Source organism: Mycobacterium sp. (genome assembly GCF_032159765.1).
GTDB lineage: Bacteria > Actinomycetota > Actinomycetes > Mycobacteriales > Mycobacteriaceae > Mycobacterium.
On sequence record NZ_JAVHWM010000024.1, the window covers coordinates 1 to 12,847 of the forward strand.

Annotated in this window: 14 protein-coding genes and 4 tRNA genes; 8 read left to right on the plus strand and 10 right to left on the minus strand. The window is 64.6% G+C overall.

Translation table 11 applies throughout. The features are described from left to right. Nucleotides 1–1,228 (minus strand): flavin-containing monooxygenase (locus QOH60_RS02770; RefSeq protein ID WP_526416855.1); only part of this gene is annotated, 1,228 nt, incomplete at its 3' end. Nucleotides 1,229–1,282: 54 nt separating this feature from the next. Here QOH60_RS02770 and QOH60_RS02775 point away from each other — a divergent pair. Continuing rightward, nucleotides 1,283–2,293, plus strand: coding sequence for a TIGR03617 family F420-dependent LLM class oxidoreductase (locus tag QOH60_RS02775; RefSeq protein WP_526416857.1), 1,011 nt, complete (start codon nt 1,283–1,285; stop codon nt 2,291–2,293). Between the two features lie 12 nt (nt 2,294–2,305). Next, nucleotides 2,306–3,295: an alpha/beta fold hydrolase gene (locus tag QOH60_RS02780; RefSeq protein WP_526416859.1), complete on the plus strand. Its 990-nt coding sequence runs from the start codon at nt 2,306–2,308 to the stop codon at nt 3,293–3,295. A 9-nt stretch (nt 3,296–3,304) separates the two neighbouring features. Here the strand turns inward: QOH60_RS02780 and QOH60_RS02785 are convergent, their stop codons facing one another. After that, the gene (locus QOH60_RS02785; RefSeq protein WP_526416861.1) at nt 3,305–5,086 is read right to left on the minus strand and encodes a hypothetical protein; all 1,782 of its coding nucleotides are present in this window, start codon (nt 5,084–5,086) and stop codon (nt 3,305–3,307) included. A 262-nt stretch (nt 5,087–5,348) separates the two neighbouring features. Here QOH60_RS02785 and QOH60_RS02790 point away from each other — a divergent pair, with 262 nt between their 5' ends. Further along, nucleotides 5,349–5,516 (plus strand): DUF5134 domain-containing protein, encoded by a 168-nt coding sequence (locus tag QOH60_RS02790; protein ID WP_526416882.1) that lies wholly within the window; start codon nt 5,349–5,351, stop codon nt 5,514–5,516. Nucleotides 5,517–5,551: 35 nt separating this feature from the next. On the opposite strand, the gene QOH60_RS02795 is transcribed toward QOH60_RS02790, so the two are convergent. Further along, on the minus strand, nt 5,552–5,995 hold the full coding sequence (locus tag QOH60_RS02795; protein WP_526416863.1) for a Fur family transcriptional regulator: 444 nt from the start codon (nt 5,993–5,995) through the stop codon (nt 5,552–5,554). Between the two features lie 59 nt (nt 5,996–6,054). Here QOH60_RS02795 and QOH60_RS02800 point away from each other — a divergent pair, with 59 nt between their 5' ends. Continuing rightward, a complete protein-coding gene (locus QOH60_RS02800) occupies nt 6,055–6,465 on the plus strand; it encodes an ArsR/SmtB family transcription factor (RefSeq protein ID WP_526416866.1) in 411 nt (136 codons plus the stop codon). Further along, nucleotides 6,465–6,665 (plus strand): zinc transporter Slc39a7, encoded by a 201-nt coding sequence (locus QOH60_RS02805; RefSeq protein WP_526416868.1) that lies wholly within the window; start codon nt 6,465–6,467, stop codon nt 6,663–6,665. Before QOH60_RS02800 ends, QOH60_RS02805 begins: the two co-directional genes overlap by 1 nt. Here the strand turns inward: QOH60_RS02805 and QOH60_RS02810 are convergent. Genes QOH60_RS02810 through cbiM form a run of 3 tightly spaced genes read right to left on the minus strand, consistent with a single transcriptional unit; the run spans nt 6,650 to nt 9,457 of the window. Next, nucleotides 6,650–7,432: an energy-coupling factor ABC transporter ATP-binding protein gene (locus QOH60_RS02810; protein ID WP_526416870.1), complete on the minus strand. Its 783-nt coding sequence runs from the start codon at nt 7,430–7,432 to the stop codon at nt 6,650–6,652. The genes QOH60_RS02805 and QOH60_RS02810 overlap by 16 nt on opposite strands. Next, nucleotides 7,422–8,366 carry a cobalt ECF transporter T component CbiQ gene (gene cbiQ / locus QOH60_RS02815; protein WP_526416872.1) on the minus strand — a complete coding sequence of 315 codons (945 nt, stop codon included), beginning with the start codon at nt 8,364–8,366 and terminating at the stop codon, nt 7,422–7,424. The genes QOH60_RS02810 and cbiQ overlap by 11 nt, the downstream gene beginning before the upstream one ends. Continuing rightward, nucleotides 8,363–9,457: a cobalt transporter CbiM gene (gene cbiM / locus QOH60_RS02820; protein ID WP_526416874.1), complete on the minus strand. Its 1,095-nt coding sequence runs from the start codon at nt 9,455–9,457 to the stop codon at nt 8,363–8,365. Before cbiM ends, cbiQ begins: the two co-directional genes overlap by 4 nt. 254 nt (nt 9,458–9,711) lie before the next feature. On the opposite strand from cbiM, the gene QOH60_RS02825 reads away from it, so the two are divergent. Continuing rightward, entirely contained in the window at nt 9,712–10,812 is a 1,101-nt protein-coding gene (locus QOH60_RS02825; RefSeq protein ID WP_526416876.1) for a type III polyketide synthase, read from the plus strand. Next, entirely contained in the window at nt 10,809–12,026 is a 1,218-nt protein-coding gene (locus QOH60_RS02830; RefSeq protein ID WP_526416878.1) for a cytochrome P450, read from the plus strand. Before QOH60_RS02825 ends, QOH60_RS02830 begins: the two co-directional genes overlap by 4 nt. A gap of 61 nt (nt 12,027–12,087) precedes the next feature. Here the strand turns inward: QOH60_RS02830 and QOH60_RS02835 are convergent. From QOH60_RS02835 to QOH60_RS02845, 3 genes are all read right to left on the minus strand, one after another. Continuing rightward, nucleotides 12,088–12,164: transfer RNA gene (locus QOH60_RS02835), tRNA-Phe, on the minus strand. 30 nt (nt 12,165–12,194) lie between these two features. Continuing rightward, nucleotides 12,195–12,268: transfer RNA gene (locus QOH60_RS02840), tRNA-Asp, on the minus strand. Between the two features lie 33 nt (nt 12,269–12,301). Then, nucleotides 12,302–12,374: transfer RNA gene (locus QOH60_RS02845), tRNA-Glu, on the minus strand. 118 nt (nt 12,375–12,492) lie between these two features. Between QOH60_RS02845 and QOH60_RS02850 the strand changes: the two genes are divergently transcribed. After that, a tRNA-Lys gene (locus QOH60_RS02850) sits at nt 12,493–12,568 on the plus strand. A gap of 56 nt (nt 12,569–12,624) precedes the next feature. Here the strand turns inward: QOH60_RS02850 and QOH60_RS02855 are convergent. Beyond that, the coding region (locus QOH60_RS02855; protein WP_526416880.1) for a hypothetical protein at nt 12,625–12,847 on the minus strand (223 nt) is incomplete at its 5' end.

Below are 12,847 nucleotides of genomic sequence, written 5' to 3' on the forward strand. Positions count from 1 at the left end.
TGATCCGCTCGACCCCGAGACCGCCTGTGTCGACAAGGATCACGTTGCCGCGGTTGAAGGCTTGCAGATACTCATCATGAAAACAGGGCCGCTTGCAGTAGTAGCCGTACCACGGCTTCAGCGCCTCGGCCGTGTCGAGATCGCTCACGAGCGCATCAACCCGCGCCCGGACCTCCTCCATCTTCGCGAAATCGGCGAGCTCCAGGGCCTCAGCCCGGTCGGCGGGCGTCAGGTTGTCCGTCGTGTCCTGCCGCATCACCGGCAGCTTCTTGGTGATGCTGGTCCATGCGTCGGCGACCAGATCCTCGGCGGCCTGCCCACCGTTGGTCAGCAGCTGGAAGTTCTCGATACGCTCGCGCTGCCACCCGGCTGCCAGGCCTGCGGCCCACTGCGGGTCGGTGGGTCGGTTGGCGCGAACGTCAACCGATGACGGGGTGCGCTGAAAGACGAACAGCTGCTTGGCCGCTCGGGCCAGGTGCGGGACGCACTGGATCGCCGTCGCGCCGGTGCCGATGATTCCGACGCGTTTGTCGGCGAGGTGGCCGAGGTCCTCGCCGGTGTAGCCGTAGTCCCAGCGGCTGGTGTGGAAGGCGTGGCCGCGGAAGTCGGCGATTCCGGGGATACCGGGCAGCTTGGGTTTGTTCAGATAGCCGTTGGCCATCGACACGAACCGCGCCCTGATGACGTCGCCGTGATTGGTCGCGATGATCCAGCGGGAATCGGTGTCATCCCAGCGAATTTCGACGACCTCGGTTTGCAGGCACGCGTCGCGGTACAGGTCGTAGTGCTTGGCGATGCGACGGCAATGCTCGAAGATCTCCGGGCCTTTCGCGTACTTCTCGGTGGGGATGTAGCCCGTCTCCTCCAACAACGGCATGTACACGTAGGACTCGACGTCACACGCGATACCGGGGTAGCGGTTGAAATACCAGGTGCCGCCGACGTCGCCCGCCTTGTCGATCAGACACAGATTGTCGACGCCGAGTTCGCGTAGCCGGGCCCCGGTAAGCAGCCCGCCGAAGCCCGCACCCACGATCGCGACGTCAAATTCGGCCGCGATCGGTTCGCGGGTGAAATCGGGATCGGCCCATGGGTCGTCACCGAACGAAGCAAACCGGCCCTCGATCTCCACGTACTGGCCGATGCCGTCCGGGCGCAGCCGCCTGTCGCGTTCGCGCGCGTACTTCTCGCGCAGTGCGTCGGGATCGAAGGGCAGGTCCTCGCGCATCGCATCAGGATATGCGCGCGGGCCACCGGGCCGGCCTCCTATTGTGGAACCGCTATGAAAGTGGATTACACGCTGATGGGCGGGCCCGGCGACTGGGACATCGCCGCGGCGGTAGAGCGACGCGGCTACGACTGCGCATGGATTCCGGAAGTCAGCCATGACCCGTTTCCGGTGCTCGCAGTCGCGGCCAGCAAGACCGAGAAAATCCAGCTCGGCACTGCGATTACCGTCGCGTTTGCACGCAATCCGATGTCAATGGCATTGGTGGCCAACGACTTACAGCTCTACTCCGAAGGGCGCTTCCTCCTGGGTATCGGGTCTCAGGTGAAACCCCATATCACCAAAAGATTTTCGATGCCATGGTCGGCACCAGCCGAGCGTATGAAGGAATTTATCCGCGCGATGCGGGCGATCTGGGATACCTGGGCCACCGGCGAGCGGCTGCGGTTCGAGGGTCAGTTCTACCGGCACACGTTGATGACGCCCTTTTTCGATCCCGGCCCGAACCCGTTCGGCAACCCGCCGGTGATCCTGGCCGGAGTCGGACCTCAGATGACCCGCGTGGCCGGCGAGGTGGCCGACGGATTCTTTCTGCACGGATTCACCACACCCCGCTATCTGCACGAAGTGACGTTGCCTGCATTGCAGCAGGGGCGCGCCGCGGCGGGCAAGGACGATCTCGACGGGTTCGAGATGTGCGGGATGCCGTTCATCGTCACCGGGGTCGACGAGCAGCTGCTGAAGGCCGCCGACACGGCGACGCGCAAGCAGATCGCGTTCTACGGCTCGACGCCGGCATATCGGCCGGTGCTGGATCTGCACGGCTGGGGCGATCTCAGCACGGAGCTCAACAGACTGTCCAAGCTCGGTGAATGGGACGAGATGGGACGGCTGATCACCGACGACATGGTCAACGAGATCGCGATCGTCGCTTCGCCCGATCAGGTGGCGAAGCGGCTGCTGGACTTATACGGCGACATCTTCACCCGTACGGGCTTCTACGCGCCGTACGCGGTCCCGGACCGGTTCTGGGATCCGATCATGGCTGAACTCCAGGCGGCATGAGAGGAGCGCGCAGTGGACATTTTCGTGCAGTGGCACGAAGAGGGAACGCCCTTGAGGTGGCGGTCAACGACTGCGGCGAACGACGGAGCGGAAGTCGAGGTGTTCAGCCGTCGTTTCGGTACGCCCGGCGCGCCGGCCCTGGTATGCGTCCACGGCTTCCCCACGTCGAGCATCGACTACTTCGCGTTGGCCCGTGAGCTCGAGACTGAATTCGACATTTTCGTCCTCGACTTTCCCGGCTACGGCCTGTCGGACAAGCCGCCGGCCCCGTACGTGTATTCGTTGTATGACGACGCGCGTCTGCTCGTCCATGCGATCACCCGCGAGTGGCAGCTCACGGATTACCGGATGCTGGCCCACGATCGCGGCAGCAGCGTCGCGATGATCGCGCTGGGTCTGCTGGCCGAACACGGCCCGAGCGCAGTGCCGGTCGACCTGATTCTGACGAACGCGAACATCTATCTGCCCCTGGCCAATCTCACGGCGTTTCAGACCGCGCTCCTCGACGATGCGACGGGACAAGCCACAGCATCTGCGACGACGCCGGAGTTGCTGGCGGCGGGACTGGGGGCGAGCACCTTCATGCCCCGTCGCACCCTTGACGACCCTGAAATCGCAGCGTTGGCAGCGTGTTTCGCACACAACGACGGAATCCGGGTGCTGCCGGATACTATTCAGTATCTACACGAGCGCGCTGCGGACGAAACCGGTTGGCTCGAAGCGCTTTCCAAGAGCGAGGTCAATACGACGTTGGTGTGGGGCCTGCACGACAACGTCTCGCCGCTGCGGGTCGCCAACCATGTGTGGCAGTTCTATATCAGGGGCAAGCCCGGCCGGGGCCGCTACTGGGTGCTGCCCGGCGCCGACCACTATCTGCAGTGCGATGCGGCCGATCAACTGGCTCATATCGTGCGGATCACCGCAGAACCCGAGGGCATCCCGCTGCAGACTCTCGGCGACCGACCCGACGGCGCAGTTCTGGTAGATCAGACTGGCGACTGACTCACACGGCTACTGTGTCAGCGGGGACGGCGCGGGTGAACCGTCACGATATGGGCTGGGCCGCAGCACGTCTCCGCACGTCCACGCCGTCGGCACGATCTCGCCGCGCGGGAGGATGACCTGGTTCCACACCTGCTCCCCCCACCGCCGCGCCGCGTCCAGCGCCATCGCGTCGTGCACCGCCTCGCGGCGCACCCACCTCCCGCCGCGAGGCGGCCCGGACAGGAGCATGACGTAGTCGCGCTCGAGGCGCTCGTCGCCCATCAGATCCAGCCGGTCACGCTCGGCCCAGCCGGAGAACACCTTGACGAAGGTCGGCTTCAGCTCGTCGAAGATGTAGTTGCGCAATCCGTTCATGTCGTTGCGCTGCCATAGTCCGGCGATGCGCCGATCTGTGAGGCCGGACAAATCGACGAACCTCAACCGGCTCGTTAACGATGTGCCTCCGCCATCGACGGACAGCAGGGATCCGTCGCGCACGCTCAGGATGTCCGCAAAACCGTTGAAGAGGAAGCCGGTGTTGTAGGCGATGTCGCACAGCCCGGCGGTCGGATCTTTCTGAAAGTTGCGCGCGGCGTTAACGAACCCGCTGAGCGTCAGCGCCGCGATCACCGCAGCAACCGTGGCTGACACCCAACGGCCGCGGGTGGAAAGGCTGCCGAGCACCTGCGCGGCCGCCAACGTGCCGATCAGCGCGGCGAGTGGCCACACTGGTGTGGCGAATCGGTGTTGCGCCATCCAATCCGGTTGCAGCAAAGCATAACTCAGCACAGCAAGGCTCAGTGGCACGAGCAGCACCTTGACAGCTGTGGCGGTGGGCCCGCCACGCCTCAGGGCAAGCGCGACCGCCGCGGCCCAGAGCAGCGCGGCAAGCCAGCCGGCGTACACGATCAGCGTGGCGGGCCGGTCGAAGGCGTCGAGACCGGGCAGCTCTTGCTCCTTCGCACGGGCGGTGTTCGGTAGGTAGTCGCCGAACGTGGCCAGCCGCCACGCGAGGTAAGCGCCAACCGGAACAATGAACGCCGCGGTGGAGATGACGCACGCAATCCTGGTGCGGCGCAACGTGTTGCGGTTGGCAACGAGGAATGCCGCGAGCGGGAAGGCCGCCGCGTACACGAGGCCGTCGGGGCGGGTGAGTGCCGCCAACGCGGCCAAGCCGCCGGCCACGACGGCCGTGCGCGTCGTTGTCATGCCGGCGGACAGGGCCGCACGGGCCAGGACCGCGGCGAGCGCCGTTACCACGCACGCGAACAGCCCGTTCTCCAGCCCGCTTGTGATCCAGATGACGAACGACGGTACGAGCGCGGTGGCGGTGCCCGCGACGATCGTCACCACCATCGGGCGGCGACTGACCTTGGCCGCGACCGCGTACATAGCCGAAAAGGTGCCGAAGCAGAACACAAGCGCGGCAAGCTTGGGGAACAGCAGTATGTCCGGAGTGCCCGCCCAGGCTCCGTGATCGAACAAGCCCAGCCACCGTCCCACCACCAGGACCGCCGCCCATGCGGGGCTGGAGAACCCCTCCACCGGTGCGGCACCGGGTTGCAGCACAGGGCCGTCGCCGCTGGACAGCGACCGTGCATAGGCAAACGTCAGCCCGGCGTCATCGACGATCCATTGCCCATAGAACGCAGAGTGAAACGCGGTGACCGCTGTCGGCACTCCTGCCGCAATGATCCAATACGCGGGCCCTGGCCTTATGCGGGTGATCGCCGCGAAGGTGCGCTGAATGAATGTCCTCGCGCTTCCCGAGTCGTTGCCTGAGGCTTTCGACTCGCCTTCGATGGACATTCGAGGAACTTACAGCTGTGCTGCCGTGGATTCTTCGGTAATCATCAACGACCAAGGATGTGCGGATGAGGCGACGCGCGTGATAGGCAACCTGCACCTGCGGTGGCCACGGCGTGGTTCGTCGTCGTCACATTCACCCAAGCCAGGCATCGCGCGGTGAACGCCTATCACGCGGCGATGATGCTGGCGACGGTGTGGATGTAAGCAGTGATGGGCGCCAGTCTTCTGGCGATGCCAGACATGGACATGCCCGGGATGAACGATTCGTCCCCCGTCACCGGACTTAACTGGTTGTGCACCCATCGGATTTGCCGTCGCTGCGCTATTTTGGCTCTACCTGTACTTCACCAAGCGCGATCGACGCTTTGGCATTACGTGCCAGGCAATGATGGCCGTGGGTACGGCCATCATGTTTTCACTGATGCTCTAGCGCGTCATCGCGCGCAAGGAGTCGGGCGACGCATGTCAGGCGTTCCGCTGACAATCCGGGCAGAGCCCATGCAAGGTCATCCCGCCAGTGGGCGATAGGGCGAACTCGCTGCCTTCACTTGCCAGCGATAAGGCCGTCGACAATCGCTCGGCGGGGATCGCCGTCACCGCGCCGCAGCGGTGGCAGACAGCGTGATGATGCGGCTGCTCGGCGAGACCATAACTAATCGCGGGATCGCCTGCAGTCAGTGCGTGGAGCACGCCGACATCCACAAGAGCGGCAAGCGTCCGATAGACCGTCGTGAGGTCGACGGCGCTCCCACTGTCCTGGAGCCGATCGATGATTGCTTGTGCGGTGAGGTGACTCGCGGCTGACTCGGCCATCAGCACGGACATGACTGCAAGGCGGGGTCCGGTGCAGCGCAGCCCGTGCCGGCGCAGCAGGGCTCGCGCCTGCGCATCGTGCTTACCGCTGATCATCTGAGTCCTTATCGACAGTCCTGTCACACCACTATTCCTCATTCCGCTATTATCTGCGTATGAATGCGGATAATCAGCAACCAGGTTCGCGGTTGCCCGAAGATCAGACTGCGTTGATCGTTGAGGTATTCCGAATGTTGGCGGACGCGACGCGCATTCAGATCCTGTGGGCACTGGCTGACGGCGAGCACTCGGTGAACGAGCTGGCTGACCGTGTCGCCAAACCGGCACCTTCGGTATCTCAACACTTGGCCAAGTTGCGAATGGGCCGCCTGGTGCGCACGCGCCGGGAGGGTACCCAGGTGATCTATCGGCTGGAGAACGACCATGTTCGCCAGCTGGTCACCGACGCGGTTTTCAACGCCGAGCACGCAGGCCCCGGGGTTCCTCATCACCATCGCGGTGTTGCAGAGCTGCACGCGATCGATCGAAGCGGCGCGCCGCTTCGAAAAACGGAAGGAAAGAACTGATGACCGAGACCCACCGTCACGACGACGTCCATACGCACTCTCATAGCCACGGCGAGGCGACGCATACCCACGCCCACGACGGCCACGAGCACGGTCACGTGGAACACGTGCACGCGCACGCCCACGACGGGTCCGAGCACAACCACACCCATGTGCACCAAAGCGGTCTGGTCGAGAACCGCGCTCACTCACACGACTGAGCTCCACGGGCGCCAATGAGGTTGGCTTTCAACAGCATTGACCGATCATTAAGGATCTGCGCCGTGCTGCCCTGTGCGACGACGGCGTGGTCTTCACCCAGCACGATGCAGCGGTCGGCCAGTCGGTCCAGGCTGTCGAGGTCATGAGTTGCAAGGACGATGGTCTTGCCTGCGGCAGCGAGGTCTTCGATCAGCTTCGTCAACCAATCCGCCGTGCGGGGGTCCAGAGCGGCGGTCGGTTCATCGAACAGCAACACCTCGGGGTTCATCACCAGCACCGCGGCGATCGCAACACGCTTCTTTTGGCCACCCGACAACTGAAATGGCGCGCGTTCGGCGAGGTCACTGATGTCGAGCATGCTAAGGACGTCGTCGATGCGCCTGACCGCTTCGGCGCGATCCAGGCCGAGTTGCAGTGGCCCGAAAGCGATCTCCTCACGCACCGTGGGCGAGAACACCTGCGCATCGCTGTTCTGGAAGACGAAGCCGACGCGGGAACGGAAACCCATGTTCATCTGCTCGTCCTCGAGTGCTGCCTCGGTCAGCGGTGCGCCGAAGGCTTCCACGCTTCCGGTGTCGGGAAATATCAGGCCGTCCAAGATCTTCAGCAGCGTCGACTTGCCGCAGCCATTCGGTCCGAGCAGGGCGAGCTTCTCTCCGCGCGATACCGTCAACGACACGCCGGCCAGCGCCTCGAACTTGCCGAGATAGCGGTAGGTGAGGTCACGACATACCAGGACGGGCTCAGCCGGATCGTCAGCGGACAAGAACCCGCTCACCCACCAGAAGTGCTGCGGCGAAGACGACCGCGGCAGCGGCGAAGATGAAATCGCGCCGTGTGAGTGCAGGCGGCGCGAGGACTTTGGCGTCCCCCTGATATCCGCGGGCGACCATCGCCTGGTGCACCTCCTCAGACATCACCAGCGCCTTGCTCAGCAAGGCGCCCGTCGAGGCGAAGACAAACCGGCGGGCGTCGCGGTCATGCTTTCCGGCACCGACCGTTCGCGCCTTTCGTGACTCGTACATGTCGATGACCGTGGCGAGCAAGAGAAACAGATACCGGTAGGCCATCCCGATGATGAGGATGAACATGCGTGGAACCGCCAGTGCGCGCAACGCCGCGAGCAATCGTGTCCACGGGGTCGTCAAGGTGACAAGCACCACCAGGCTGATCGACGAGGCGACGCGGCACACGACCAGCAGCGCCGACATGAGGCCTTGCCGGGTGACTCCCTCGGGACGGCCGTGCCAGTGCCAGAGCGTGACGATCACGTCGCCACCGGTCACCACGCTCAATGTTGCTGGAATCAACACGATTCCGGTGAAGATGGGCACGAAGAGCCACACCCGCTTGACGAAGAAGCCCACAGGCAGCGCACTACATGCGGCAAGCACAAGGGTCGCAGCGTAGAGCACGAACAGAGCCGGGATGGAATGCAGAAACGATCCGGCGACCAGTAACCCGAACAGGCTTACGAGTTTCACGCGGGAGTCCATACGCTGCAGCAACCCGGCCTTCGACGAGGTCTCGTCGCTGAACATCACCTGACGAAGGACGTCGGCACCGCCGGTGAGTGTTTTCTCTACAAAGGATCCCTTGCGGCGCTTGCCGATACATCCACATGGGCAAAGCGCTGCCTCGCGGTTAAGGAGCCAGTCCGGTGGGCCAGCCGGCTCGACCACAGTCTCCGCAGTCGTCATGAGTCAGAGGCGGCGAAGATATCGGCTGAGGTGTCTGCGGGTTTGGCGCGCTTGGCTCCGATTACATTGACGGCCAAGACAATCAGATACACGACTGCCCCGACGACGATGATGCCGATCACAGCCGACAGCAGGTATCCGAGTACTGGATGCGACCCGTCGGAGAATCCGTAGTCGCCGAGTACGGCGTGGTTCCAGAAACCCGTGTACTTGGCAAGCCCAGTCGGTATGGCCTTAAGACCTAGCGGACCCAGGTCGATATCTTCGGGCGCGTCCTCGCCGAATGCGCCGCCGGGCGCCAGTAGGCCGAGGGGTGTCAAAGCCACGGTCGCCAGCATGGCAACGATGGCGACGACGCCGGGCCGTAGCTTCGGCTTCGGCGCAGGACTGTCCTCTTGGTCGACCGGTATGCCGGGGTTGTTGACTTGCAGCAGAGGAAGATTGGCCCGCTGCAAGTAGGCGAACACACCCCCGGTCATCGCGGCTTCGACAAACCCGGCGACCGCCAGGTGAGCCAACAGCATCGCAGGCACGGCCTGCGACAGATGATATGGCGAGTAGAGCGGCGCGCCGTCGGCGTCGTGGAAGAAGGTCGGTTGGATGCCGAGCTCGATACCGGTGCACAACGCGGCGGCATTGAGGGCGACGTAGCCGCCGACCGCGGCCGCTGCGACCCGCCGCCGCGAAGTTAAGGTGCTGCCGCCGGAGATCAAGCGATACAACCCGTAAGCCACGAACGGAAGCACGACGGCCATGTTGACGACATTGACCCCGAAAGCCAGTATTCCGCCGTCGCCAAACAGCAAGGCCTGAAAAGCCAGCGCTACCGAGACCGCGATCACCGCGGCCCAGGGCCCGAGTAGCACCGCGACCAGGGACCCGCCCACCGCGTGTGCTGTTGTGCCGTCGGGTATCGGCACGTTGAACATCATCACCAGGAAACAGACCGCAGAGAGCATTGCCAATGTCGGCACCTGGCGAGACGTGACGACTTTCTTGACGCGCACTGACGCGACCGCGAGGAAGGGCACGGCGACGGCGAAACCGACGGCGCACGTCGCGGGCGAGAGATAACCGTCTGGAATATGCATCCCGATGCTCCTGGCTCACGGCGGACCGTTCTGCAAGTCACCTGCAACAGTTCTTGCCAACGATTTGCAGTACGCTACGCCAGCGCCTCTCCGATGACCAGAGTCGACCGCCCCTCTCCTCCAATTGGGGGAGGGAACTTCATCCTGCTTTTGCCTGATCAGCGGATGTTCGTCGAGCCCCACGTTTCTTACCTTCGTATGTGACAGACGGCCGCAGTCACGGGCCGCTCCCGAAACACAACAGGAGGTTCGAAATGGCAGTGCTGTGCCGGCCCGCGGTGGCCGTTCCCGAGCACGTCGTCACCATGGAAGAGACATTGGAGCTGGCGCAGCGCCTGCACGCGGATCACCCGCAGCTGCCTCTGGCCCTGCGCCTCATCGAAAACACCGGCGTTGAAACCCGCCATCTCGTCCAGCCCGTCGAGGCCGCGTTGCAGCACCCCGGCTTCGAAGCCCGTAACGCGCAGCACACCGAGTACGCCAAAGCCCATGTACCCCCGGTGGTCCGGGCCGCGCTGCGCAACGCCGATCTGACGGCCAAAGACATCGACATGCTGATCTATGTGTCGTGCACCGGCTTCGCGATGCCGTCGATGACCGCGTGGCTGATCAACACGATGGGCTTCCGGCCCGAGACCCGCCAGCTGCCGATCGCCCAATTGGGCTGCGCGGCCGGTGGGGCGGCAATCAACCGCGCGCAAGACTTCTGCACCGCCTACCCGTACGCCAACGTGCTGATCGTGGCCTGCGAGTTCTGCTCACTGCAATATCAGCCCACCGATGACGGCATCGGAACGCTGCTGTCCAACGGGCTGTTCGGCGACGCGGTTGCCGCGGCGGTCGTGCGCGGGAGCGGCGGCGCCGGTGTGCAGCTGCAGCGCAACGCCTCGCACCTGGTACCCGGAACCGAGGACTGGATCTCGTATGCGGTCAAGGACACTGGCTTTCACTTCCGCCTCGATTCCCGGGTGCCGACCACGATGGCGATGGTGGCCCCGGCGCTGCGCGACCTGGTCGCCGCCGAACGCTGGGACGCCTCAGGACTCGACTTCGCCGTGGTGCACGCCGGTGGCCCGCGGATCCTGGATGATCTTGCGATTCATCTGGACGTGCCCCCTTCAATGTTCCGGCACAGCCGCGCGACCCTGACCGAGTACGGCAACATCGCCTCCGCGACTGTCCTGGACGCGCTCCGGCGGCTGTTCGCCGAGGATCTGCTCACCGACGGCGCCCGCGGGATGCTCGCCGGCTTCGGGCCCGGCATCACCGCCGAGATGGCCCTGGGCACGTGGCAGTCCGCCCTCCCCTCCGCCGACTGGGAAGACGAGCTCTTCAAGGAAGCGGTGCCGGCATGACACACACGCAGATGACGCAGTGCCCGATCTCGACGGGCGCGTTCCGTCACGACGACGCACTGGAACCGGACCCGTTCCTGACTCGCATGAGGGACACCCCTGTGTGCCCGGTGCGAATGCCGTATGGGGAAGGCACCACTTGGCTGGTCACTGACTACGCGAACGTGCGAACCGTCACCAGCGACCGGCGGTTCAGTCGCGCCGCGCTGGTCGGAACCGACTACCCGCGCATCACTCCCGCCCCGATCGCCCAGCCCGAGGCGATCAACCTGATGGACCCGCCGGTGCTGAACCGGCTGCGGCACATCGTCGCCGCCGCATTCACCACCGCCCGCGTCGAGCAGCTGCGCCCATTTGCCAGGAAGCACGCCGAACAACTGATCGACGTCATGGCCGAGCGCGGCCAGCCTGCCGACGTCGTGGCGGGGTTGGCCCAAGACCTGCCACTGACCACGATCAGCGAGTTGCTGGGCGTACCGGACGTGGACCGGCCATGGCTGCGCGGGCAGGCGATCGCGTTGATGACGATGAGCCCTGACAGGGCCGTACGGGCCGCGGAAGCCAAGGCGGAGCTGCGCGCCTACTTCACCGATCTCACCGCCGCACGTCGCGATGCACCCTCGGACGACCTGATCAGCGCCTTGGCGACCGCGCGCGTCGGCGACGACGCGTTGTCGGCCGAAGAACTGGCCGTGCTGGCGATGCTGTTGCTGGTCGCCGGCCACGACACCACCACCTACCAGATCGGCAACATCGTCTATACGCTGTTGACCCGACCCGAGGCGCTGGACTGGGTTCGTGGGAACCCCGACAAGCTTCCCCACGCGATCGAGGAGATGCTCCGGCACATCCCGTTCCGCCAAGGCGCGGGTATCCCACGCGTGGCAACACAGGACGTCGAGCTCGACGGCGCCGTCATCGCGGCGGGAGACTTCGTGCACGTGTCGTACCTGGCGGCCAACCGTGACCCGGCCGTCTACGACCGGCCCGACGAGCTCGACTTCGACCGCACCGACTCGCCGCCGCACATGACGTTCGGCAACGGCTTCCACCGCTGCCTGGGCCCGCATCTGGCCCGCATGATGCTGCAAGAATCCGTCGGCGCATTGTTAACCCGGTTCCCGCGCCTGGAACTGGCCGTCGCACCCGAACAGGTGGCCTTCAACACCGCCTCGATTTGGCGCAGCCCGATCGCACTGCCAGTGACTTGGTAGGCCGGCTCAATGGTGGTGACGTCCGAGGGCCGTTCTGATGTGGACGGTATCGGGTGAAAGCTGGTGGCCCAGGCCGGGATCGAACCGGCGACCTTCCGCTTTTCAGGCGGACGCTCGTACCGACTGAGCTACCGGGCCGCAAGGCGCGCAGACGTGCCCGCCGTGTAGCGACCCTGACGGGACTTGAACCCGCGACCTCCGCCGTGACAGGGCGGCGCGCTAACCAACTGCGCCACAGGGCCTTGCTGCGTGCTCCATCGTACGGTCGCCACGTGTACCCCCTACGGGATTCGAACCCGCGCTACCGCCTTGAAAGGGCGGCGTCCTAGGCCGCTAGACGAAGGGGGCCAGCCGAATCTCTCCGGGGGACTCGCAACGCTCGTGCTGGAGCCTGGATAGCTTAGGCCACGCTGAGGCGAATCCTCAAACGAGTGGCGCGAGGTCGCGCAGTATCCTGATTCGTCGCGCCCCTATAGCTCAGTTGGTAGAGCTACGGACTTTTAATCCGCAGGTCCCAGGTTCGAGCCCTGGTGGGGGCACCACTGAACATGAACAGGGGCACACCAGCTCATCGTCTCGCTAGAGCACCCACATGACGTCAGCCGAACACGTCAGCGGCGATCTCGGCAACGAAAAGGTGGTGCGAGTAGATGCCCGGCAGTACTGAACGCCAGGTACTCTGCGGCTGGCTTTCATCATTGAGGTTGAGCAGGTTGTTCCATTCGACGAATGCATAAGCCGACGTGTCCTTGATGCGGGATTCCTGCCCAACGTTGGCATAACTGCCTTCGCCCTCCCGCAGAGCGGCCAGAGCAGCCTTG

What these genes read in the sequence shown, in the direction of transcription:
- QOH60_RS02825 (WP_526416876.1), top strand. Translation starts at nt 9,712, where the DNA reads ATGGCAGTGCTGTGCCGGCCCGCGGTGGCCGTTCCCGAGCACGTCGTC.
- cbiM (WP_526416874.1), bottom strand. Translation starts at nt 9,457, where the DNA reads ATGCATATTCCAGACGGTTATCTCTCGCCCGCGACGTGCGCCGTCGGT.
- cbiQ (WP_526416872.1), bottom strand. Translation starts at nt 8,366, where the DNA reads ATGACGACTGCGGAGACTGTGGTCGAGCCGGCTGGCCCACCGGACTGG.
- QOH60_RS02775 (WP_526416857.1), top strand. Translation starts at nt 1,283, where the DNA reads ATGAAAGTGGATTACACGCTGATGGGCGGGCCCGGCGACTGGGACATC.
- QOH60_RS02800 (WP_526416866.1), top strand. Translation starts at nt 6,055, where the DNA reads ATGAATGCGGATAATCAGCAACCAGGTTCGCGGTTGCCCGAAGATCAG.
- QOH60_RS02805 (WP_526416868.1), top strand. Translation starts at nt 6,465, where the DNA reads ATGACCGAGACCCACCGTCACGACGACGTCCATACGCACTCTCATAGC.
- QOH60_RS02795 (WP_526416863.1), bottom strand. Translation starts at nt 5,995, where the DNA reads ATGATCAGCGGTAAGCACGATGCGCAGGCGCGAGCCCTGCTGCGCCGG.
- QOH60_RS02830 (WP_526416878.1), top strand. Translation starts at nt 10,809, where the DNA reads ATGACACACACGCAGATGACGCAGTGCCCGATCTCGACGGGCGCGTTC.
- QOH60_RS02785 (WP_526416861.1), bottom strand. Translation starts at nt 5,086, where the DNA reads ATGTCCATCGAAGGCGAGTCGAAAGCCTCAGGCAACGACTCGGGAAGC.